The sequence below is a fragment of the Saccharothrix lopnurensis genome (assembly GCF_042658445.1).
GTDB classification, from domain to species: Bacteria; Actinomycetota; Actinomycetes; order Mycobacteriales; family Pseudonocardiaceae; genus Actinosynnema; species Actinosynnema lopnurensis.
This window is the reverse complement of the sequence record NZ_JBHSQO010000007.1, coordinates 21,010-43,812: the sequence shown is the minus strand read 5'-3', so window position 1 is coordinate 43,812 and position 22,803 is coordinate 21,010. Positions and strand designations below refer to the sequence as shown.

At 73.0% G+C, this 22,803-nt stretch carries 20 protein-coding genes; 9 read left to right on the top strand and 11 right to left on the bottom strand.

Annotated features, from left to right (window positions below; translation table 11 throughout):
* Positions 1-97: 97 nt before the first annotated feature.
* Positions 98-1,726, bottom strand: a complete 1,629-nt coding sequence (locus tag ACFP3R_RS09460) for a serine/threonine-protein kinase (RefSeq protein ID WP_380634973.1) — start codon at positions 1,724-1,726, stop codon at positions 98-100.
* Positions 1,727-1,975: 249 nt separating this feature from the next.
* Between ACFP3R_RS09460 and ACFP3R_RS09455 the strand changes: the two genes are divergently transcribed.
* The 6 genes from ACFP3R_RS09455 to ACFP3R_RS09430 all read left to right on the top strand — a co-directional run bounded on the left by ACFP3R_RS09455 (position 1,976) and on the right by ACFP3R_RS09430 (position 10,053).
* Positions 1,976-3,751, top strand: coding sequence for a methylmalonyl-CoA mutase family protein (locus ACFP3R_RS09455; protein WP_380634731.1), 1,776 nt, complete (start codon positions 1,976-1,978; stop codon positions 3,749-3,751).
* A complete protein-coding gene (gene scpA, locus ACFP3R_RS09450; protein WP_380634729.1) occupies positions 3,748-6,042 on the top strand; it encodes a methylmalonyl-CoA mutase in 2,295 nt (764 codons plus the stop codon). Before ACFP3R_RS09455 ends, scpA begins: the two co-directional genes overlap by 4 nt.
* Positions 6,035-7,048 (top strand): methylmalonyl Co-A mutase-associated GTPase MeaB, encoded by a 1,014-nt coding sequence (gene meaB / locus ACFP3R_RS09445; protein ID WP_380634728.1) that lies wholly within the window; start codon positions 6,035-6,037, stop codon positions 7,046-7,048. Before scpA ends, meaB begins: the two co-directional genes overlap by 8 nt.
* A 67-nt stretch (positions 7,049-7,115) precedes the next feature.
* Complete coding sequence (locus tag ACFP3R_RS09440; RefSeq protein WP_380634726.1) at positions 7,116-7,439, top strand: hypothetical protein; 324 nt, start codon at positions 7,116-7,118, stop codon at positions 7,437-7,439.
* A 188-nt stretch (positions 7,440-7,627) separates the two neighbouring features.
* Positions 7,628-8,794, top strand: a complete 1,167-nt coding sequence (locus ACFP3R_RS09435) for a M20 family metallopeptidase (RefSeq protein WP_380634725.1) — start codon at positions 7,628-7,630, stop codon at positions 8,792-8,794.
* Entirely contained in the window at positions 8,791-10,053 is a 1,263-nt protein-coding gene (locus ACFP3R_RS09430; RefSeq protein WP_380634724.1) for an amidohydrolase, read from the top strand. The genes ACFP3R_RS09435 and ACFP3R_RS09430 overlap by 4 nt, the downstream gene beginning before the upstream one ends.
* A 490-nt stretch (positions 10,054-10,543) precedes the next feature.
* Here the strand turns inward: ACFP3R_RS09430 and ACFP3R_RS09425 are convergent, their stop codons facing one another.
* On the bottom strand, positions 10,544-12,259 hold the full coding sequence (locus tag ACFP3R_RS09425) for a glycerol-3-phosphate dehydrogenase/oxidase (protein WP_380634722.1): 1,716 nt from the start codon (positions 12,257-12,259) through the stop codon (positions 10,544-10,546).
* Positions 12,260-12,463: 204 nt separating this feature from the next.
* On the opposite strand from ACFP3R_RS09425, the gene ACFP3R_RS09420 reads away from it, so the two are divergent.
* The gene (locus tag ACFP3R_RS09420) at positions 12,464-13,204 is read left to right on the top strand and encodes an MIP/aquaporin family protein (protein ID WP_380634721.1); all 741 of its coding nucleotides are present in this window, start codon (positions 12,464-12,466) and stop codon (positions 13,202-13,204) included.
* Between the two features lie 32 nt (positions 13,205-13,236).
* Positions 13,237-14,742 (top strand): glycerol kinase GlpK, encoded by a 1,506-nt coding sequence (gene glpK / locus ACFP3R_RS09415; protein ID WP_380634720.1) that lies wholly within the window; start codon positions 13,237-13,239, stop codon positions 14,740-14,742.
* Between the two features lie 42 nt (positions 14,743-14,784).
* Here glpK and ACFP3R_RS09410 read toward each other — a convergent pair whose 3' ends face one another.
* Entirely contained in the window at positions 14,785-16,188 is a 1,404-nt protein-coding gene (locus ACFP3R_RS09410; protein WP_380634718.1) for an NAD(P)H-quinone dehydrogenase, read from the bottom strand.
* 127 nt (positions 16,189-16,315) lie between these two features.
* On the opposite strand from ACFP3R_RS09410, the gene ACFP3R_RS09405 reads away from it, so the two are divergent.
* Complete coding sequence (locus tag ACFP3R_RS09405; protein ID WP_380634717.1) at positions 16,316-16,765, top strand: gamma-glutamylcyclotransferase family protein; 450 nt, start codon at positions 16,316-16,318, stop codon at positions 16,763-16,765.
* Between the two features lie 79 nt (positions 16,766-16,844).
* Here ACFP3R_RS09405 and ACFP3R_RS09400 read toward each other — a convergent pair whose 3' ends face one another.
* The 8 genes from ACFP3R_RS09400 to ACFP3R_RS09365 form a co-directional block, all read right to left on the bottom strand.
* Complete coding sequence (locus ACFP3R_RS09400; protein WP_380634715.1) at positions 16,845-17,759, bottom strand: endonuclease domain-containing protein; 915 nt, start codon at positions 17,757-17,759, stop codon at positions 16,845-16,847.
* A 122-nt stretch (positions 17,760-17,881) separates the two neighbouring features.
* On the bottom strand, positions 17,882-18,676 hold the full coding sequence (locus tag ACFP3R_RS09395) for an ESX secretion-associated protein EspG (RefSeq protein WP_380634714.1): 795 nt from the start codon (positions 18,674-18,676) through the stop codon (positions 17,882-17,884).
* Positions 18,676-19,962, bottom strand: coding sequence for a PPE domain-containing protein (locus ACFP3R_RS09390; RefSeq protein ID WP_380634712.1), 1,287 nt, complete (start codon positions 19,960-19,962; stop codon positions 18,676-18,678). Before ACFP3R_RS09390 ends, ACFP3R_RS09395 begins: the two co-directional genes overlap by 1 nt.
* Positions 19,963-19,990: 28 nt before the next feature.
* On the bottom strand, positions 19,991-20,368 hold the full coding sequence (locus ACFP3R_RS09385) for a transcriptional regulator (RefSeq protein WP_380634710.1): 378 nt from the start codon (positions 20,366-20,368) through the stop codon (positions 19,991-19,993).
* 110 nt (positions 20,369-20,478) lie between these two features.
* Positions 20,479-21,066 carry a DUF3558 domain-containing protein gene (locus tag ACFP3R_RS09380; RefSeq protein WP_380634708.1) on the bottom strand — a complete coding sequence of 196 codons (588 nt, stop codon included), beginning with the start codon at positions 21,064-21,066 and terminating at the stop codon, positions 20,479-20,481.
* 6 nt (positions 21,067-21,072) lie between these two features.
* The gene (locus ACFP3R_RS09375; RefSeq protein ID WP_380634706.1) at positions 21,073-21,531 is read right to left on the bottom strand and encodes a GNAT family N-acetyltransferase; all 459 of its coding nucleotides are present in this window, start codon (positions 21,529-21,531) and stop codon (positions 21,073-21,075) included.
* Between the two features lie 11 nt (positions 21,532-21,542).
* A complete protein-coding gene (locus ACFP3R_RS09370) occupies positions 21,543-22,415 on the bottom strand; it encodes an HAD family hydrolase (RefSeq protein WP_380634704.1) in 873 nt (290 codons plus the stop codon).
* A complete protein-coding gene (locus tag ACFP3R_RS09365) occupies positions 22,412-22,798 on the bottom strand; it encodes a DUF1707 SHOCT-like domain-containing protein (RefSeq protein ID WP_380634702.1) in 387 nt (128 codons plus the stop codon). The genes ACFP3R_RS09370 and ACFP3R_RS09365 overlap by 4 nt, the downstream gene beginning before the upstream one ends.
* Positions 22,799-22,803 lie beyond the last annotated feature (5 nt).

Here is a 22,803-nt window from a genome sequence, read left to right as displayed (position 1 = left end):
GGTCGGTGAAGCTGAGTGGGTGGAGCAGTTCGGTGCGGCGTTCGACCAAGGGTGATGGAGCGTGGCCTGCTGGACAAGGCCGCGAGGCGCGGAACCGCTAACCCGCCACCGTGAACGTGGGCGCGATCGTGTCGAACAGCTGCCGCCCCGTCTCCTCCTGCTCCGTGGGCACCACGACCTCCACCACCCACAGGTCGGCCTCCTGCGGCAGCACCAGCGAGTACCGCGTCCGCCGCAGGTCGGGACCTCCCTCACCGTCCACGTCGGCCGCCCGCTCCGCCGTCCGGTAGCTGTACCGGACCGCGTCCTCCCAGCCACCCCCCACCTCGGCGGGCTCCACGACCTCCCCGAAGTACCGGTCCCCGTCCCACCGCGACCGCACCATCTCCACGTAGTCCTCGACCGAGCGCCGCGGGTGGTAGTCCGGGAACCGCTGCACCGCCACCTCGTACGCCCCGGTCGGGTCGACCAGGTGCACCACCGTGCTCGGCACCAGCCCCCGGTTGGCCCGCTGCTCCAGGAAGCCGGTCCACCCGGCCCCGACCGAGATGGTGAACTCCGCCCCCTGCTCGCCGTTCGCCGTGGCGGCGGAGGCCGTCGTGGGGTTCAGGGACGGGGTGCCGGTCAGCGACGGCAGCGGCGGGGCGTCGTGGGCCGCGGGTGGCGGGGTGAGCGGTGCGCCGGCGACCGTCCTGGTCAGGGCGAACCCGCCGACGCCGGCGACGGCGAACAGCACCAGCGCGGCCAGGGCGACGGCCGCGCGGCGCCACCGGGGGACCGGCGCCGGCGGTAACGGGGCGGCGCCGGTCCGCAGGAACGGCAGCGGGCCCGGGTCGGCGGCCAGCGGGGTGTCCGGGGCGACCAGGGGCGGGCGCTCGACCCTCACCACCGGTCTGCTGGGCGCGTCGACCGGGAACACGTCGACGCCCGGTTCGGGCAGCAGGGGCCGCACCAGGCGGCGGACCTCGGCCAGCGGCATCCGGGCCGCCGGGTCGCGCACCATCAGCCCCGCCACGACGGGTTCCAGCGCGCCGCACACCGAGGCCGACGGGACCTCGCCGTGCACGACCTGGTTGATCGTCTGGAGCACGTTCGCGCCCTCGTACGGCCGGCTGCCGGTCATCGCGGTGAACAGCGTCGCGCCCAGCGACCACTGGTCGGCGGCCGAGGACACCTCCTCGCCCGCCGCGACCTCGGGCGCGATGAACGCGGGCGTGCCGAGCATGATCCCGCGACTGGTCAGGGTGGCCTCGGCGACGTTGCGGGCGATGCCGAAGTCGGTCAGCTTCACCCGCCCGTCGTCGGCGACCAGGACGTTGCCCGGCTTGACGTCGCGGTGCGTGATGCCCGCCCGGTGGGCCGCCTCCAGCGCCGCGGCCACCGCGTCCGCCACCACCGCGCCCTGCTCGTCGGTCAGCGGCCCGCGCTGCCGCACGACCTCCGCCAACGACGAGGACGGCACCAGCTCCATCACCACGTACGGGTCGCCGTCGACCTGCGCCACGTCGTGCAGCGTGACCAGGTTCGGGTGCGCCAGCGCCGCGGCCGAGCGCGCCTCCCGGAGGGTGCGCTCGCGCAGCACGGTCGCCTCGCCGTCGGGCGCGCCGGGCGGCAGCAGGATCTCCTTGACCGCCACGTCCCGGCGCAGCACCTCGTCGTGCGCCGCCCACACCGTGCCCATCGAACCGCGCCCCAGCACGTGTTCGAGCCGGTAACGGCCCGCGATGAGGCGACCGCCGCCGGGGTGGCCACCACCGGGACGGCCGTCACCCGGCCGTCCGCCACCCCCTGAGGCGTCACCAGGGGTTGCCAAACCGTCCCCGGTCATTTCTTCTGGGGTAACCCCTGAGATACCCCCGCCGCCCGCGCTCTCCACTGCACCATCGTCCATCAGCGTGAAAGACTGCCATCTGCATCGTTCACGGCGGCGGACCTCACATAGCCGTGACCCTACTGTTGAGTAACACTGCGGAGCATGATGGAGCCGTCAGGCGAGTTGGCGCTGGCCGCGGAGTTCCCCGCGATCGACCGCGACCAGTGGCTGGGCCTCGTCCGGGGCGTGCTGGACAGGTCGGGCGCGGACTTCGGGTCGCTCATCACCACCACTTACGACGGCATCGACGTGCGGCCGCTCTACACCGCCGACGACCGCGCCCCGGCCGCCGGGTTCCCCGGCCTGGCCCCGTTCACCCGGGCCGGCCGGCCGCAGGGCGCGGTGGACGGCTGGGACGTGCGCCAGCAGCACCGGGTCGCGGACCGCGAGGCGGTCATGGCCGACCTGGAGAACGGCGTCACGTCGCTGTGGCTGAAGGGCCTGGACCCGGCCTCCTACGACGACCTGCTGGCCGACGTCTACCTGGACCTCGCGCCCGTGGTGGTCGACGCGGGCGCGGACTTCCTCGCCGCCGGGCGCGCCGTGCTGCGCCTGTGGGACCAGCGGCCGGTGCTGCCGAGCGAGGTGCGGGGCAACGTCGGCGCGGACCCGCTGGGCGTGCAGGCCCGCACCGGGCAGCCCGCCGACTTCGGGGCCCTCGCGGACCTGCTGCCGAAGGCGCGGGCGTTCCCCGACCTGCGCCTGGTCGTGGTGGACGGGCTGCCGTTCCACGAGGCGGGCGGCAGCGACGCCGAGGAGCTGGGCGCCTCGCTGGCCGCCGGCGTGGCCTACCTGCGGCAGCTGACCGGGGCCGGGCTGAGCGCCGCCGAGGCCGTGCGGCTGCTGGAGTTCCGCTACGCGGCCACCGCCGACCAGTTCCTCACCATCGCCAAGTTCCGCGCCGCCCGGCGCCTGTGGGCGCGGGTCACCGAGGTCGTCGGCGAGCCCGCGCCGCAGCTCCAGCACGCGGTCACCTCGCCCGCGATGATGACCCGCCGCGACCCGTGGGTGAACATGCTGCGCACCACCGTGGCCTGCTTCGGCGCGGGCCTGGGCGGCGCGGACGCGGTGACCGTGCTGCCGTTCGACGCCGCCATCGGCCTGTCCGACGACTTCTCCCGCCGCATCGCCCGCAACACCCAGTCGCTGCTGCTGGAGGAGTCGAGGCTGGCGGGCGTGATCGACCCGGCGGGCGGCTCCTGGTACGTGGAGAACCTCACCGACGAACTGGCCCGCGCCGCGTGGTCCTGGTTCCGGGAGATCGAGGCCGCGGGCGGGCTGCCGGCGGCGTTCGGCCTGGTCGCGGACCGGATCGCGACCACCTGGGAGAAGCGCCGCGCCAACCTGGCCGACCGCACCGACGCCATCACCGGCGTCAGCGAGTTCCCCGACGTGGACGAGCGTCCGGTGGTGCGGCCGCCGGCGCCCGAGGAGCCCGGCGGCGGCCTGCCGCGCGTGCGGTACGCGCAGGCGTACGAGGCGCTGCGCGACGCCGCCGACGCGAGCCCCGAGCGGCCCCGGGTCTTCCTGGCCACGCTCGGCCCGGTCGCCGCGCACACCGCGCGCGCCTCCTTCGCCGCGAACCTGTTCCGGGCGGGCGGCATCGAGACGACCGACGCGGGCCCCACGGGCACCGTCGACGAGGTGGTGGAGCGGTTCCGCGCCAGTGGCGCCCGCATCGCCTGCCTGTGCGGCAGCGACAAGAGCTACGCCGAGCTGGCCGCGCCCGTCGCGCGGGCACTCCGCGAGGCCGGCGCGGAACGCGTCCTGCTCGCGGGCCGGGACTCGACGGCGGAGGTCGACGAGCACGTGTTCGCCGGCTGCCGCGCCCTGGACGTCCTGGAGCGTACGTTCGACTTCCTGGGGGTGCCGCGATGATCCCGAACTTCGCCGAGGTCGAGCTGGGCGAGCCCACCCCGGCCGGCGCGGACCAGTGGCACGCCGCGCTCCAGGAGGCGACCGGCAAGGGCGCGGACGCGCTGGTGCGGGAGACGCCGGAGGGCATCGGGGTCAAGCCCGTCTACACCGACGCGGACACCGAGGGCCTGGACTTCCTGGGCACCTACCCGGGCGCCGCGCCGTTCCTGCGGGGCCCGTACCCGACCATGTACGTCAACCAGCCGTGGACCATCCGGCAGTACGCCGGGTTCTCCACCGCCGAGGAGTCCAACGCCTTCTACCGGCGCAACCTGGCCGCGGGCCAGAAGGGCCTGTCGGTGGCGTTCGACCTGGCCACGCACCGCGGCTACGACTCGGACCACCCGCGCGTGGCGGGCGACGTCGGCATGGCGGGCGTGGCGATCGACTCGATCTACGACATGCGCCGGCTGTTCGACGGCATCCCGCTGGACCGGATGAGCGTGTCGATGACCATGAACGGCGCGGTGCTGCCGGTCCTGGCGCTCTACGTGGTCGCGGCCGAGGAGCAGGGGGTGAAGCCGGAGCAGCTCGCGGGGACCATCCAGAACGACATCCTCAAGGAGTTCATGGTCCGCAACACCTACATCTACCCGCCGCAGCCGTCCATGCGGATCATCTCCGACATCTTCGCGTTCACCTCGCGGCGGATGCCGAAGTTCAACTCCATCTCGATCTCCGGCTACCACATGCAGGAGGCGGGCGCGACCGCCGACCTGGAGCTGGCGTACACGCTGGCCGACGGCGTCGAGTACCTGCGCGCGGGCCGGGACGCGGGCCTGGACGTGGACGCGTTCGCGCCGCGCCTGTCGTTCTTCTGGGCGATCGGCATGAACTTCTTCATGGAGGTCGCGAAGATGCGCGCGGCCCGGCTGCTGTGGGCGAAGCTGGTCAAGGGCTTCGGCGCGGGCAACCCGAAGTCGCTGTCGCTGCGCACGCACTGCCAGACCTCCGGCTGGTCGCTGACCGCGCAGGACGTGTTCAACAACGTGGCCCGCACGTGCGTGGAGGCGATGGCCGCGACCCAGGGGCACACCCAGTCGCTGCACACCAACGCGCTGGACGAGGCACTGGCGCTGCCCACGGACTTCTCCGCGCGCATCGCCCGCAACACCCAGCTGCTGCTCCAGCAGGAGTCCGGCACCACCCGGGTGATCGACCCGTGGGGCGGCAGCGCGTTCGTGGAGCGGCTCACCCACGACCTGGCGCGCCGCGCGTGGGCGCACATCACCGAGGTCGAGTCGGCGGGCGGCATGGCGCGCGCCATCGACGAGGGCATCCCGAAGCTGCGCATCGAGGAGGCCGCCGCGCGCACGCAGGCGCGCATCGACTCCGGGCGGCAGCCGGTGATCGGCGTGAACAAGTACCAGGTCGCGGTCGACGAGCGGATCGACGTGCTCAAGGTCGACAACGCGGGCGTGCGGGCCCAGCAGCTGGCGAAGCTGGAGCGGCTGAGGTCCGAACGCGACCAGTCCGCCGTGGACCGCGCGCTGCACGCGCTGACCGGCGCGGCCGGGGGCGGGGGGAACCTGCTGGAGCTGGCCGTCGAGGCCGCCCGCGCCAAGGCGACCGTCGGCGAGATCTCCGAGGCGCTGGGCCGGGTGTGGGGTCGGCACTCCGCGCAGATCCGCACCATCACCGGCGTCTACCGGCAGGAGTCCGGCGCTGTGTCCAACGTGGACGAGACCCGCGAGCTCGTCGAGCGGTTCGCCGAGGAGGAGGGCCGCCGGCCGCGCATCCTGGTCGCCAAGATGGGCCAGGACGGGCACGACCGCGGCCAGAAGGTGATCGCGACCGCGTTCGCGGACCTGGGCTTCGACGTGGACGTCGGCCCGCTGTTCCAGACCCCGGACGAGGTCGCCCGCCAGGCCGTGGAGGCCGACGTGCACATCGTCGGGGTGTCGTCGCTGGCCGCCGGGCACCTCACGCTGGTGCCCGCGCTGCGCGCCGCGCTGGCCGAGGCGGGCCGCGAGGACATCATGATCGTGGTCGGCGGCGTGATCCCGCCCCAGGACTTCGACGCGCTGCGCGAGGCCGGCGCGGCGGCGATCTTCCCGCCCGGCACGGTGATCGCGGACGCGGCCGGTGACCTGCTGCGGAAGCTCGCCGCGGAGCTGGGGCACGAGCTGGTCGGCGGGTCGGTGGATCAGGAGTCGGTGGATCGCGGGTCGGCCGGGGACGGGTCGGGTTCGCGGGCCGGGTCCGGTGCGCGGGACGGGCGGGAAGCGCCGGGGCAGCCGGCGCATGGCTAGGCAGGTCGACGTCGGCGCGTACGCCGAGGGCGTGCTCGCCGGGGACCGCGGCACCCTGGCGCGGGCGATCACCCTGGTCGAGTCCACCCGCCCGGACCACCGGGCCGCCGCGCAGGAGCTGCTGGTCGAGCTGCTGCCCCGGTCGGGCGGCGCGCACCGCGTCGGCATCACCGGCGTGCCCGGCGTGGGCAAGTCCACCTTCATCGACGCGTTCGGCTCGATGCTGACCGCGGCCGGCCACCGGGTGGCGGTGCTGGCCGTCGACCCGTCGTCCACCCGCACCGGCGGCTCGATCCTGGGCGACAAGACCCGGATGGCGCGGCTGGCGGTGGACCCGGCGGCGTTCATCAGGCCGTCGCCGACCTCCGGCACGCTCGGCGGCGTGGCCAGGGCCACCCGCGAGACGATCGTGCTGGTCGAGGCCGCGGGACACGACGTGGTGCTGGTCGAGACCGTCGGCGTGGGGCAGTCCGAGGTCGCGGTGGCGAACATGACCGACTGCTCGCTGTTCCTGACCCTGGCGCGCACCGGCGACCAGCTCCAGGGCATCAAGAAGGGCGTGCTGGAGCTGGCCGACGTCATCGCGGTCAACAAGGCCGACGGGCCGCACGAGCTGGACGCCCGCAAGGCCGCCCGCGAGCTGGCCGGCGCGCTGCGGCTGCTGCGCCCGGCGGACGCGGTCTGGCACCCGCCCGTGCTGACGTGCAGCGGGCTGACCGGGGCCGGGCTGGACGCGGTGTGGGAGCAGGTCGTCAAGCACCGCGAGGCCCTGGAGGCGGCGGGCGAGCGGGACGGGCGGCGGCGGCGCCAGCAGGTCGAGTGGACCTGGGCGATGGTCAACGACCTGCTGCTGACCGGGCTGCGCTCGGCGCCCGCGGTGCGCGCCCTGGTGCCCGAGGTCGAGCGGCAGGTGCGGGACGGCGAACTGACCGCGACGCTGGCCGCCGAGCGCATCCTGGCCGCGTTCAACGGGATCACCGGTACCGCCGGCGCACACGCGACGTGAGTGCTCACCGGTTTGGCTGACCACTGACAGTGGTAACCGGGAGAAGCGGTGACTAGGCTAGGTGACCATGTGGCGTTCTGTGCTCGCGGTGTGCCTGCTCGTGCTCGCCGGGGCTCTCACCGTGTCGGGCACAGCGGCCTCGGTGCCGTCCTCGCCGGCGGGGTACGCCGCGCAGCCGACGGACGCGCCCGCGCCCGGCAACGAGACCCTCCAGCCCGGGAGCACGGTCGGGCCGGGTCCGGACATCAACGCACCCCAGGAACCCGCCCCGGCGAACCCCGAGACGCGCAAGAAGTTGTGGCTCGGAGGTATCGCGCTGCTGCTGTTCGGCCTCGTTTACTGGCGGAACAAGAAGCGCTGGACCAAGTGGAGGGCGGGGCGCAAGTCCTGAAACGTGACGGAGTCTCCTCCGTCCGCCGGAATCCGTCCTCACCCCGTCGGAGTACGGGCAGACTCGATCGGGCTTGATCGGTCTGACCGAACTCCGCGCACCGCTCGGCGCACCCGTGCGACCGGTTGCCGGTTGATCAACGCGAGGGGCGTCGCGCCTACCGGGCCGTGATGCAGGATGGACGCGAAATGGGTACCGACTTCAAGATGAGCACGCGCTCGGCCATCGAGCGGTACTCGGATGCGCTGATCGCGCTCTCGCGCAGCATCCACTCAGAGCCCGAGCAGGCGTTCGCCGAGCACCGCAGCGCGGCCAAGGTGGCCGACCTGCTCGCCGCCGAGGGCTTCGAGGTCGAGCGCGGGGTGGCGGACCTGGACACGGCGTTCACCGCCTCGTTCGGCTCCGGCGAGCTGGTGCTCGGCCTGTGCGCGGAGTACGACGCGCTGCCCGAGGTCGGCCACGCGTGCGGGCACAACGTCATCGCCGCCGCGTCCACCGGCGCGGCCCTCGCGCTGCGCGACCTGGCCGATGACCTGGGGCTCACCGTCAAGGTGATCGGCACGCCCGCCGAGGAGGTCGGCGGCGGCAAGGTGCTGATGCTCGAACGCGGCGTGTTCGACGACGTGGCGTTCTCGATGATGGTGCACCCCGCCCCGTACGAGGCGGTGGCCGCGCGCTCGCTGGCCATCACCGACGTCGAGGTCCACTACACCGGCAAGCCCTCGCACGCCGCCGCGGCGCCCCACCTGGGCGTGAACGCGGCGGACGCGATCACCGTCGCCCAGGTCGCCATCGGCCTGGCCCGCCAGCAGTTGGAACCGGGCCAGATGGTCAGCGGCATCGTCACCAGGGGTGGTGCCGTGCCCAACGTGATCCCGGCCCGCACCTCGGCGATGTTCGACCTGAGGGCCGACGACCTGGACTCCCTGCGCCGGCTGGAGGAGCGCATCAACCGCTGCTTCGAGGCCGGCGCGCTGGCCACCGGCTGCACCCACGAGGTCGTCAAGGTCTCCCCGGTGTACGCCGAGCTGACCCCCGACCCCTGGCTCGCGGGCGCCTACCGGCGTGCCGCCGTCGAGCTGGGGCGTCGTCCGTTGAGCCCCGAGGAGGAGCTCAAGGAGAAGATCGGCAGCACCGACATGGGCAACGTCACCCGTGCGCTGCCGGCCATCCACCCGACCATCGCCATCGACTGCGGAGACGCGGTGAACCACCAAATCGAGTTCGCGACCGCCTGCGCCTCGGCTTCGGCCGACCGGGCGGTGCTCGACGGGGCCCTTGCCCTCGCCTGGACGACAATCTCCACCGCGCTCGACCCCGAGCAGCGCGCACGTCTCCTGGCGGGCGCCGCATGACGGTCCTTGATTCGCGTCTTCCGGAAGAGGGTGCCGACGTGCTGTTGACCGAACGGGGGGTCAGCATTGCCCCTGTGGATGATCCCGGGGAGGGGCGCGGCCCCTCGTGGCTGGACGACTGGCTGGCGGCCAACGCCGGAGAGGTCGTCGCCTGGCGCCGGCACATCCACGCGCACCCCGAGCTGTCGCGCAAGGAGCACAACACCACCGCGATGATCGAGCAGATCCTCCGCTCGGTGGGGCTCAAGCCACGCATCATGCCGGGTGGCACCGGTCTGATCTGCGACGTCGGCAGTGGGCCGCGGTGCGTGGCGCTGCGCGCGGACATCGACGCGCTGCCGCTGACGGAGCACACCGGCCTGCCCCACGCGTCCACGGTGGAGGGTGCGTCGCACGCCTGCGGCCACGACGCGCACACCGCGGTGCTGCTGGGCGCGGCGCTGGCCCTGGCGTCGGCGACCGAGCTGCCCGGCCGGGTGCGGCTGGTGTTCCAGCCCGCCGAGGAGGTCATGCCCGGCGGCGCGCTGGACGTGCTCGCGGCGGGCGGCCTGGACGGCGTGGAGCGCATCTTCGGCCTGCACTGCGACCCGCGCCTGGAGGTCGGCCGGCTCGGCACCAGGATCGGGGCCATCACGTCCGCCTCGGACATGCTGGAGCTGCGCCTGACCTCGCCGGGCGGCCACACCTCCCGGCCACACCTGACGGCCGACCTGGTGCACGCGCTGGGCACGGTCATCACCGGCCTGCCGGGCCTGCTGTCGCGGCGGGTGGACCCGAGGTCGGGGACGGTGCTGGTGTGGGGCGCGGTGCACGCGGGGGAGGCGCCCAACGCGGTGCCCCAGGACGGCGTGCTGCGCGGGACCCTGCGGACCGGTGACCGGGACATCTGGGCCGAGCTGGAGCCGTTGATCAAGGAGTTGGTGGGTGCGCTGCTGGCGCCCACCGGGGTCGGCTTCGACCTGCACCACCGGCGGGGGGTGCCCCCGGTGGTCAACGACCGCGAGAGCACGATGCTGCTGCGGGCCGGGATCGAGGCGGCGCTGGGCGAGGACGCGCTGGCGGGGACGGAGCAGTCGTCCGGTGGCGAGGACTTCGGGTGGTACCTGGAGCACGTGCCGGGGTCGTTCGCGCGGCTCGGTGTGTGGGACGGGGTGGGGAAGCAGCGGGACCTGCACCAGCCGATGTTCGACCTGGACGAGCGGGCGTTGATGGTGGGGGTGCGCGTGATGGTCCACGCCGCTCTGGCGTCTTTGGCGTAGTTCTTGGTTTTGGTTTTTGGGGTGTTCACGGGCTGTCGCTCGCCGCTGGGCAGGCCGCCGGGGGAGGGGCTCGGCTCGTGGTCTCCCGTATGGCCTGCCTGAGGCAACCACCCTTGTCCAGGGGGTGTCGCGAAAAGCGTGCGACACCCCCTGGACAAGCGCGGTAGGGCTGCGCCCAGGCCATACGGGAGACCACGAGCACCCCACAGTTGGAGACTGCGCGCCCCGGTCCCGTCGTGCAACCGGTCTCGTCGGCGTCTTGTGAAGGCGTGCGCGAGTCGAACGTTCGGGCCCGTCGTGTCGAACGTTCGGGACGGGTGAGTTCTACGTTCGGGTTGCGCGAGTCGTACGTTCGGACCTCGCGTGTCGTACGTTGGGGACGCGCGTGTCGTACGTTCAGGTCGGGCGTGTCGTACGTTCGGGACCGGTGAGTTCAGCGTTCAGGACGTCTTCAGGGCGCGTTCGGAGGCCGCGTGCCCTGTTGTGGGTGTCAGCTCACCGGTTCCGTGAGTTCGGGTCGTACCTCGGGGGCCGCCGCTCGCACCGCGTCCGCCGCGTGGTCGTCCGGTTCGGCCTGTGAGGCCCGTTCCGCCTCGACCCGGGCCGTGTAGACGGCTACCTCGTGGGTTGTCCGCTCCTCGTCCCAGCCGAGGACGCCGGCCATCAGGCGGGCTACCGGTTCGGCGCACTCGGTGCCCCGGTGGGGGTATTCGATCGAGATGCGGGTTCGGCGGGTCAGCACGTCCTCCAGGTGCAGGGCACCCTCGTGCGACGCGGCGTAGACGACCTCGACCTGGAGGTAGTCGGGGGCGGCCGGTACGGGTTTGAGGAGGTCCGGGTCTGCTGATCCCAGGACCTCGTGCACCAGTGATCCGTAGCGGTCCAGCAGGTGCCTCACTCGGTAGGGGTGCAATCCGTACCTGGTGGCGAGTTGGTCTGCCTGGTTCACCAACGCGTGGTAACCGTCCGCGCCCACCAGGGGGACCTTGTCCGTGATGGACGGTTGGAGGCGGCCCGGCAGGTCGACTCCTGCGGCGTCCACGGCGTCCGCGCCCATCACGCGGTACGTCGTGTACTTGCCGCCGGCGATCGCGACCAGGCCCGGTGCCACGCGGGCCACGGCGTGTTCCCTGGACAGCTTCGAGGTCGACTCGCTCTCCCCGGCCAGCAGCGGGCGCAGGCCGGCGTACACGCCTTCGATGTCCTCGTGCGTCAGCGGGGTGGCCAGCACCGAGTTGACGTTCGTGAGGATGTAGTCGATGTCCGCGTGCGTGGCCGCCGGGTGGGCCAGGTCCAGGTTCCAGTCCGTGTCGGTGGTGCCCACGATCCAGTGGTTGCGCCAGGGGATCACGAACAGCACGGACTTCTCCGTGCGCAGGATCAGCCCGGCCTCCGCCACGATCCGGTCCCTCGGCACCACGATGTGCACGCCCTTGGACGCCCGCACCCGGAACCTGCCGCGCGAACCGGACAGCCGCTGGAGCTCGTCGGTCCACACGCCGGTCGCGTTGATCACCGCGTGGGCCTGCACGTCGACCTCGCGCCCGTCCTCCACGTCGCGCACCCGCACGCCCGACACGCGGTCCGCCTCCCGCAGGAAGCCGACGACCTGCGTCGACGTCCGCACGACCGCCCCGTAGTGGGCCGCCGTCCGGCCGACCATCATGGTGTGCCGCGCGTCGTCGGCCTGCGCGTCGTAGTAGCGGATGCCGCCGACCAGGGCGTCCGGCTTCAGCGCGGGCACGAGCCGCAGCGCGCCGGCCCGGGTCAGGTGCTTCTGCCCCGGCACGGACCGCGCCCCGCCCATCGTGTCGTACATGAGCAGGCCGGCCGCCGTGTACGGGCGCTCCCACAGCCGGTGCGCCAGCGGGTACAGGAACGGCACCGGTTTGACCAGGTGGGGTGCGATCCGGGTGAGCATCAGCTCGCGTTCCCGCAGGGCCTCGCGGACCAGCCCGAACTCCAGCTGCTCCAGGTAGCGCAGCCCGCCGTGGAAGAGCTTCGACGAGCGCGACGACGTGCCCGAGGCCAGGTCGCGCGCCTCCACCAGGGCCACCCGCAGGCCGCGCGTCGCGGCGTCCAGGGCCGCGCCGACGCCCACCACGCCGCCACCGATGATCACCAGGTCGAACGTCTCCGCGGCCAGCCGCTCCCAGGCCCCGGAGCGGTCTTCGGGCCCCAGCCGACCCGTAGTGGGCGAAACCACGAACGCCTCCCAGTTGTCGACGGCACACCAGGTCCGACCAGGAGTACCCGGTAACACCAGGACCGACTCGACCACGTTACCCGCTGGTACGCCACCCGTGGACAACTGATCGACCCGGAACTAGCGTCAACCGGACGTTGTGGGGTGGGCAGCGCCGCCGGACCCGGACAGTGCTGCCTCCTGACAAGGCCAGGAGGTCGGCTGGTGAGCAGTGGATCGATCTTCGTGTGGGAGACCCTCGGCACCGCGGTCCTGATCCTGATGGGCGCCGGCGTGGTCGCCAACGTCGTGTTGAAGGACACGCTCGGCAACGCGGGCGGGTGGCTCCTGATCAACTTCGGCTGGGGCTTCGCGGTGTTCGCGGGCGCCAGCATCGCCGCGCCCAGCGGCGCGCACCTCAACCCGGCGGTGACCCTGGGCCTGGCGATCGCGGACAAGACCCCGTGGGACCAGGTGCCCGCCTACTTCGCCGGTCAGCTGGTCGGCGCCTTCCTCGGCGCCGTGCTCGCCTGGCTGGCCTACAAACTCCAGTTCGACGCGCACGACGACCCCGCCGGCACGCGGGGCATCTTCTGCACCGGCCCGACCGTGCCGCGGGCCGGCTGGAACGTCGTCACCGAGGTCATCGGCACGTTCGTGCTGGTCGCCTGGGTGCTGCTGAGCCCGGCCGCCAAGGAGGCCGCGGACGGGGTGCCGCAGCTCGGCAACTCGGCCCTCGGCTACGCGGGCGTGGCGTTCGTCGTCATCGGCATCGGCAACTCGCTGGGCGGCCCCACCGGGTACGCCATCAACCCCGCGCGCGACCTCGGTCCCCGCATCGCCTACGCGATCCTGCCCATCCGCGGCAAGGGCGGCGCCGAGTGGGGCTACGCCTGGGTGCCGGTGGTCGGGCCGCTGATCGGCGGCGCGCTCGCCGCCCTGCTGTTCCTGGCCCTCCCGGTCTGACCCCACCACCGGTTCGAAAGGACAACGCCGGCATGACGCAGTACGTAGCCGCGATCGACCAGGGCACCACCTCCACCCGGTGCATGATCTTCGACCACTCGGGTCGGGTGGTCTCGGTCGACCAGAAGGAGCACGAGCAGATCTTCCCCAGGGCCGGGTGGGTCGAGCACGACGCCGACGAGATCTGGGCCAACACCCGCCAGGTGGCGGCGGGCGCGCTGGCCAAGGCCGACCTGTCCGCCGGGGACGTCGTCGCCGTGGGCATCACCAACCAGCGCGAGACCGCCCTGGTGTGGGACCGCACCACCGGCCGCCCGGTCCACAACGCGATCGTGTGGCAGGACACCCGCACCGACCGGATCTGCCAGGAGCTGGGCGACCTCGGCGGCGGGCAGGAGCGCTACCGCGCCCGGACCGGCCTGCCGCTGGCCACCTACTTCTCCGGTCCCAAGGTGCGCTGGATACTCGACAACGTCGAGGGCGCGCGGGAGAAGGCCGAGGCGGGCGACCTGCTGTTCGGCAACATGGACACCTGGGTGCTGTGGAACATGACCGGCGGCGTGAACGGGGGCGTGCACGTCACCGACCCGACCAACGCCTCCCGCACCCTGCTGATGGACCTGGACACGCTGAGCTGGGACGAGGGCATCGCGGCCGACATGGGCATCCCGGTGTCGATGCTGCCGGAGATCCGCTCGTCGTCCGAGGAGTACGGCAGGGTCCGGGAGCGCGGCGCGCTGGCCGGCGTGCCGATCGCGGGCATCCTCGGCGACCAGCAGGCGGCCACGTTCGGGCAGGCGTGCCTGTCGCCGGGCGAGGCCAAGAACACCTACGGCACCGGCAACTTCGTGCTGCTCAACACGGGCACGGAGAAGGTGATGAGCGAGAACGGCCTGCTCACCACCGTCTGCTACAAGATCGGCTCCCAGGCGCAGGTCTACGCGCTGGAGGGCTCGATCGCGGTGACCGGGTCGCTGGTGCAGTGGCTGCGCGACAACCTCGGCATGATCACCAGCGCGGCCGAGGTCGAGCAGCACGCGCGCACCGTCGAGGACAACGGCGGCGCGTACTTCGTGCCCGCCTTCTCCGGCCTGTTCGCGCCCTACTGGCGCTCGGACGCGCGCGGCGCGATCGTCGGGCTCACCCGCTTCGTGAACAAGGGGCACCTGGCGCGCGCGGTGCTGGAGGCCACGGCGTTCCAGACCCGCGAGGTCATCGACGCCATGAACGCCGACTCGGGGGTGGCGCTGACCTCGTTGAAGGTCGACGGCGGCATGGTCGTCAACGAGCTGCTGATGCAGTTCCAGGCGGACATCCTGGGCGTGCCGGTGATCCGGCCCGTGGTGAACGAGACCACGGCGCTGGGCGCCGCCTACGCGGCCGGGCTGGCGGTCGGGTTCTGGGCGTCCGAGGACGACATCCGGCAGAACTGGGCGCAGGACAAGCAGTGGGACCCGGCGATGGACGAGGAGACCCGGGCCGAGCGGTACCACCTCTGGAAGAAGGCCGTGACCAGGACTTTCGACTGGGTGGAGTGAGCCGTCGGGGCGGTGCTCCCGGGCACCGCCCCCTCGTCGGGGTCAGTCCAGGTCGTCGTGGCGCATGAGCTGGCGGCCGGCCTCGGTGATCGACCCGGTCAGCGACGGGTAGACCGAGAACGTGGTCGCCAGGTCCTCCACGGTCAACTGGTTCTGCACGGCCAGCGCGATCGGCAGGATCAGCTCGCTGGCGTTCGGCGCGACCACCACGCCGCCGATGACCACGCCGGTCGCCGGGCGGCAGAACAGCTTCACGAAGCCGCGGCGCAGGCCCTCCATCTTGGCCCGCGGGTTGGTGGCCAGCGGCAGCATGATCGTGCGCGCGGGCACCTCGCCCGAGTCGATGGCCTGCTGGCTGATGCCGACGGTGGCGATCTCCGGGTTGGTGAACACGTTCGCGGCGACCGTCTTGAGCTTGATCGGGCTGACGCCCTCGCCCAGCGCGTGCCACATGGCGATGCGGCCCTGCATGGCGGCCACGGACGCGAGCAGCAGCAGGCCGGTGCAGTCGCCGGCCGCGTAGACGCCGGAGATGTTCGTGCGCGAGACCCGGTCGACCGGGATGTACCCGCCGCGGCCCAGCTCGATGCCGATCTTCTCCAGGCCGATGTCGCTGGTGTTGGGGACCGAGCCGACCGTCATCAGGGCGTGGCTGGCCTCGATCCTGCGACCGTCCTCCAGGTGGATCAGGACGCCGTCGCCGACGTTCTCCACCCGGTCCGCGCGGGCGTGCTTGACCACGGCGGTGCCGCGCTCGGCGAACACGTCCTCCAGCACGGCGGCCGCGTCGGCGTCCTCGTGCGGGAGCACCCGGTCGCGCGAGGAGACCATCGTCACCTTCACGCCCAGTTCCGTGTAGGCGGAGGCGAACTCCACACCGGTGACGCCCGAACCGATGACGGCCAGGTGTTCCGGCAGCTCGGGGAGGTCGTAGATCTGGCGCCAGGTGAGGATCCGCTCGCCGTCCGGCTCGGCGCCCGGCAGCACGCGCGGGGTCGCGCCCGTGGCGATGAGCACCACGTCGGCGGGCAGGACCTCCTTGGTGCCGTCCTCGACGAGCACGACGACCTCGTGCTGGGCCAGGCCGCGGGCGCCGTCGCAGAACTTCGCCCTGCCGTTGACGATGCGGACGCCCTCCCGCTGGAGCCGCGCCCGGACGTCGGCGGACTGGGCGAGCGCCAGGCCCTTCACCCGGCCGTGGACGGCGGGCAGCTCGACCGCGGCCTCGGTGTTGTCCATGCGGATGCCCAGCTCACCGGCGTTGCGGAAGGCGCTGCGCCCACCCGCGGAGGCGATGAACGTCTTCGACGGGACGCAGTCGTAGAGCACGCACGCGCCACCCGGGCCCTCGCGCTCGACGACGGTCACGTCGGCGCCGTGCTGGGCCGCGACGAGCGCCGCCTCGTAACCTGCCGGGCCGCCGCCCATGATGACGATGCGGGTCACGCCACGTCCTCCTCCGGGGTTGTCTGCGCTGTTCGCAGCCGTGTCAAAGGTACGCGGTCGGGTACCGGGGCGTGTCGTCCGGTCTTCTGGTACCTCGCGGTGATCGAGAGGTCGCTAGGCTGTGGGCGTGCCGCTCTATGCCGCGTACGGATCCAACATGGACCCGAACCAGATGATGGAGCGAGCCCCGTACTCCCCGATCGCGGGGACCGGGTGGCTCGCCGGCTGGCGTCTGACGTTCGGGGGCGAGGACCTCGGCTGGGAGGGCGCGCTCGCGACCATCGTCGAGGACCCGGACTCGCAGGTGTTCTGCGTCCTCTACGACGTGAGCCCGCGTGACGAGTCCCGCCTGGACCGCTGGGAGGGGGCGCTGGGTCTGTACCGGAAGATCCGCCTGCGCGTCCAGACCCTGGAGGGCTCGGTCACGGCCTGGCTCTACGTCCTGGACGCCTACGAGGGGGGGCTGCCCTCGGCCCGCTACATCGGCGTGGTGGCCGACGCCGCCGAGGCCGCCGGCGCTCCCGACGACTACGTGGCCGACCTCCGCACCCGCCCCTGCCAGGGCATAGGCCCCTAACCCCGCGCGAGTCGTACGTCCAGACCTCGCGAGTCGTACGTCCAGGCCCGGCGAGTCGTACGTTCAGGACCCCCGAGTTCTACATTCGGAACCCTCGACTCCTGCGTTGCGGCGGGGAGAGCGCGGCACTGAGGTGCCGGAACAGCCTGGTCGGCTCACGCAGGTCCGAGGCGTCGGCCCGGAGCACCTTCCAGCCACGTCGTCGCAGGTCCTCGTCCCGGGCCCGGTCGAAGTCGGCTTTGTCGACGTGCGCCGCGTAACCGTCGTACTCCAGGGCCAGGCGTTGCTCGGGCCAGGCGAAGTCGAGCCGCCAGATCTCGCGGTCGTCCAGGTCGCGCACCGGGTACTGCGGTCGGGGCACCGGGAAGCCCGCTTCGGCGATCATCAGCAGCAGCGTGCTCTCGGCCGGTGACTCGGGCAGCCCGGAGGCGAGGTCCAGCAGGAACACGCCCTGCCGTCGGCCACGAGGGTCGCGCCGACCCGCGAGGCGCACGGCGAGGTTGGTCTTGAACTCGGTCCGCTGCTCGGCCGGCAGCGCGGCGAGCGCCTGGTCCGCGCAGGCCAGCGCCGTGCTGCGGCGGCCACGGCAGAGCAGGTCGGTGAGCGCCTGGTCGAGCACCATGCAGCGCAGGCCGTCGATCTTGACCACGTCGGCCGCGTCGTAGTTGTGGTAGTGGATCGCGACGTCGGGGCGCGGCAGGACCCTGCGCTCGTAGCACAGGGCCAGGTGGATGCGGTTGGTCTCGGCGGCGGTGCAGCCGTGCAGCCAGGCGGAGGTGTGGCCGGCGAGTGCCGCCTCCGGGCCCGCCATCAGCAGAGCCGCGGCGGCACGCGCGTGCACGGTGAGCATGTGCTCCCGCTGCACGAGGACCGTGCGGCAGTAGCTGACCAGCCGACCGTCCTCGATGGCGCGGCGCACCACCTTGGTGCCGATTTGCCGGTGGAGGTGCGCGCGCTGGTGGACCCCGTGCAGGCCGGGCGGTAGTTCGATCATGCAGAACCGAGTGGCGGAACGCCGATTCCGTACACGGTTCACCCGGAAGGGTGTCCTGAACGCTGAACTCGGGGGGCCTGGACGTACGACTCGCGAGGTCTGGACGTACGACTCGCGGGGGGTCAGGGGGTGGGTAGGGATTCCAGGTGGTGCAGGAGGCGGCGGTGGTCCACCGGGGAGACGGTGGACCACGGTTGTTGGCCCGGGGTGGAGCGGCGGAGCTGGAGGTAGCGGCCGGCGGGGGTGTCGAAGAAGGCGACCACGTCGGCCGGGCGCACCCGCTTGCCCCACTTGTCGCGGTGGGCCACGCCGAACTGGCCCCGGGACGAGACGTCGCGGAACATGTCGGCCAGGGTCTGGGCGTCGTCCGGGCGGACGCCCCGGGAGGTCAGGGCGCCGACCAGGTCGTCGGGGGTGGCGGCGGCCGCCGCGGCGGCGTCCAGGTCGGCGCTGGGCAGGGTCACCGAGTGGCCCGGTCCGGCCGGGAGCGGGGGGAGCGTCGAGAGGGCTTCGCGGTGCAGGCCCTCGCTGGAGGCCGGGCGCAGGGTCAGCCGGTCGTCGTCCAGGACCGCGAGGACGGCCGACTGGCCCTTGGCGGCCGCCAGGACGCGGACGCTGCGGCCCAGCCACAGCCGGCCGTCCACCTCGCGCTGCGGCCGGTTGAGCAGGTGGAGCAGGTCCTCCAGCACGGGGTCCAGGGACACCGGTCGGCCCAGGCCCCGCCGCTCCAGGTCCGTCCACGCCCGGCGCTCCAGCTCCGCGCGCTCGGCGTGCGTCTTGCCCGGTGACGGCACCTTGAGCACCAGCGGCATGGTCTCCAGCCGCAGGTGCTCCCACAGCACGTCGAACTCCAACGCCGAGATCGTCACCGGCTCGCGCACGTCGTTGAGCCCCAGGTCCAGGCCGAAGGTCGTCATCAGCGGGTGGTGGTCTCCCCGATGACCGGCGGGGAGAACCCGCCGATCCCGTAGATGTCGTCGGTCTCGCGGAGGTAGTCGGCCGCGTCGTGCGTGGCGTCCTCCTCCTCTTCCACCGCGCCGCGCGCCGCGCCCAGCCCGCCGAACGGGTCGAACGAGGCCGGGACGGGCGCCGCCGCCACGGTCCGCTTGTGCACGGTGTCGTTGTTGCCGGCCTGGCCCGCGCCCATCATCGTGCCCGCCGAACCGCCCGGACCCGCCGTCGCCGCGTGCTGGGCGTTGGCCGTCGCGAACGCGCCGAAATCGGCTGAGCTGACCGACGTCGTGCCGACGGGCACCCGGTGCTCGGGGCCGCCGATCGACTGCTGCCCGGCGCTGCCCTGCTGCTCCGTCGTGTCGTTGGACACGCCGGAGGACGAGGACGAGGCCGACCCGGACTGCTTGCGGCGGTCCTGGCCGGTGCCGCCCACCACGCCGCCCGGGGCGTGCGCGCCGGTGGTCGGGCCCGTCGTGGGCGCCTGGGCCGACGAGGGCCGGGTGTTGGACTGCTGCTGGGACGACGAGGACGTGCCGGTGGTGCCGCCGCCCGGCGACGTGGCGCCGGGGCGGTGCGCGGGAGCCGTGCCCCGCCCGCCGCGGCCACCGGGCCTGCCCCGACCGCCGCCGTACCCGCCGCGCCCGCGCGACCCGCCGTAGGCCCAGCCGTGCCCCGGCACGCCCGCGCCGTCGTTGCGCACCACGTCCGGCGCGCTGATCACCAGCTGCGGCGGCTGGTGGAACTGACCGAGGGTGCTGGTGTTCGAGGAGGTGCTCGACGCGTAGGTGGCCATGACCTCGCGGGCCCGCTGCTCGGCCGCGTCCTGCGCCTGCTCCTGCTTCTCGAAGTCCGTCTGCCCGCCGACCAGCGCGGTGAGCAGGCCGACGACCGGGTTCGGCTTCTCCGCGGTCACCGGCACGGGCGCGGGCATGTCGGCCCGCGCCTTGGCGATGTGGTCGGCCTGGAGCTCCGCCGACGTGCGCATCATCTCGGCGCCGGTGCGCGCCTCGTCCGCCCACGCGGCCAGCGGGTTGATGCCGTGCCGGGCCTGGTCGGCCGCGGTGCCCTCCCACCTGGCGCCGGAGCGCAGGACGCCCGCGTGCAGCTCGGCGTTGATCTCCGCCAACGCCGACGAGACGCCGACCCAGCGCGCCACCGAGGTGTGCGAGGCCCCCGGTCCCGGACCGGAGTTGATCTGCCGGTACAGCTCTTCGTGGCTGTACCCGCTCCAGCGGTGTCCATCGGGCATGAAGATTCCCCTTGCCTGCGCCGGGTGCTCAGCGGCCGCCCTGCTGTCCCATCAACCCGGTGTTGTCGTCTTCGATGGACTGGTACTGGCGCTCGACCAGGTTCAACGCGTCCATGGCCGACTTGAGCTGCTGCTGGTAGTTCTGGAGCGCGGCCAGCGCCGAGTCGCCCGACTCCAGGGACCGCTCGTTGAACTGCTCGGCGGCGTCCTGGCTCACCGGGTCACCCGCCCAGGGCCGCACCCTGATCTCGGTGATCGCGAGCTCGATCTGCTGGTCCAGCTTGGTGAGCGCGCCCGCGAACGCGCTGCGGAGCCCGGGGATGGCACCGGGTTCCACGTTCAGGGTGTGCGACACGGGCGGTGGTGAGCCGGTGTCGGCACCACGCCCGTGGTCTTCCGACGACATGGACGACCTCCCGTCTTCCCGATTCACGTCACGTTCCCGTCGCGCAGGGTCACTCTAGCCAGAGGGTCCGACAACGGGGAGTAGGTGGCGCGCACCATCCCCCGCGTGGGTCAGCCCCGTTGCAGCAAAGCGGCGATCGCCGCCTCGGCCACCCGTTGCGCCCCCAGGCATAGCGTCTCCTGCGTCGCTTTCGTTTCATTCCCGCCGTCGCGGAACATGACGTCCAGGAACTGCCCTTCCGCCACGTCCACCTCGACGTTGCACACCTGGTCCATACCCGGTGTGCGGACGATCAGTCCCGGGAATCCGCCCACCGTCGTCGGCCGGGCGTCCACCTGGGCGTTCTCGTCGAGCCACACACCGACTCCCTCAGCTGTGACGAGGGCGAGCCGCGCCACGTTCCCGCTGATGCCGCTGCGCATCGTGCACGCCTTCGCGTTGCCGAAGCCCGACTCCACGTACGGGTTCGGCGGGTGGTCGAGGCTCAGCAGCAGCCGCTGCTCCTCCGGCAGCACCCCGCACGGGTCCAGGCCGTCCAGCCGGACCTCACGGGGTCTGGGCGGCAGGGACGGCGCGGTGGTCGCGGAGGCGATGTCGTGCTCCTCGGACCGGCCGTCCGCGGTCTTCTCGGGTAAGGGCGTGCAAGCGCAGATCGTCAACGCGCACAACGTGGCGATGATCACGCGAGCGGCCCTCATGAGCACCTACCGTAGCCGTGTCCACACGGGATGTGGACCCTCTGTGACGAATCCGCACTTCACCGCCACCCGGCGCGCCGCGGAGACCGCGTCGTCCGGGTCGTCCGGTGGCCGGGCGGTGATCCGGTCGAGGTCGAGGAACCCGAACCCGAACCGCAGCACGGCGGCCACCGCGTGGGTGGCGACGCCCCGACCGCGCAGTTCGGGGGTGGTCCAGCAGGTCAGCTCGCCCGTCATCGCCAGCTCGACCTGGCCGACCGCGACGCCGGTGAGCTGGTCGCACACCGCCCAGGAGCAGCTCTCGTCGGCGTGCCAGCGCCGCGCGCGTTCGGCGATGTGCGCGCCGGCCGCGTCCGGGTCGGGGCAGAGACCGCCGCCCACCAACGCCGCCCGGTCGTCGACGCGGTCGTCGGCGCGCAGTTGCCGCAGGTAGAACTCACCCGCGTTGATCTCCACGGCCTCCATGGCCGCGCAGACTAGTCCGTGACGAACCCGTCGTAGCGGGCGGCCAGCTCTTCGAGCAGCCCGCGGTGCGCCGCGGCCGGCTGGTCGTCGGGCCCGGTGACCAGCTCCACGACCCAGTCGGCGTCCTCGGCGTCGTCCTCGCCGGCCAGCAGGTCCCGGTGCACCGCGCACGGCGACCACCCGGCGTCCGCCAGCTCCCGCGCCGCCTCCTCCGCGTCCCCGCGGTCGTGCAGCACCACCAGCAGCGCGCCGCCGGGGCCGTCGACCGGACCGGTGGTCCCGCCGTCGAGCAGGCCGCGCGAGGACAGGGCGCGGTGCAGGGCGGGGAGGTCCGGCGTGTGCACCGCGTCGATGCCGACGGTCCGGGCGGCCGCGGCGTTCTCGGCCCGGTCGTCGCAGAACAGCGTGCCCGAGGCCGAGTGCTGGAGCACCCGCAGGGCCCGCCGGAACGCCTCGGGCGACGGCTTGGCCACCCCGAGCCGCGCCGAGGTCACCACCGCGTCCACCTCGCGGTCCAGGCCCAGCTCCGCCAGGTCGCGCGGCAGCCGGTCGGTGGCGTTGGACAGCAGCGCCACCCGGCACCGCTCCCGCACCCGCCGCACCAGCTCCAGCGCCTCGGGGATCACCTCGCCGGCCCGCGTCCACGCGGCCACCGCCCCCTCGGCCCGGTCCGCCGGGACGCCGTCGCGGACCAGCTGGTCCCGCACGGTCGCGCGCCACCGCTCGTCGGTGACCTCGCCCACGACCGCGGGCCGGGACAGGGGGTGCGACACCCGCGCCAGCGTCCCGCGCGGCAGCCCGAACCGGTCCTCCAGCGGCGCGTCCGACCCGAACCGCCGCAGCACGCCGTCCAGGTCGAGCAGCAGCAGCGACGGCGCGCTCACCGGTTGCCCATCCGGCCGGCGATCACCAGCACCACCGGGATGATCAGGAAGACGTAGGGGTTGAACCGCGACACCAGGAACAGCACCACCGACAGCGCGATCGCCGCGGGCAGCAGCACCCCGGACACCTTCGGGGAGAACAGGGCGGCGCGGCCCGGCCGGTCCGCCGGCGGCAGCGGGGCGACCCGGCTGAACTCCGGCCGCGGCGCGGGCAGGTCCGCGAACAGGACCAGCAGGTCGCCGCGCGTCCTCGCGGTGGCGACGCGGGCGGAGCGCTCGCCGAACTCGTCCACCGTCAGCCGCCCCTGCCCGAGGTGCGCGCCGAGCAGTTCGAGGGCGTGCTCGCGTTCCGCGTCGCCGATCCGGATCTCCCGCTCGCTCACCCCAC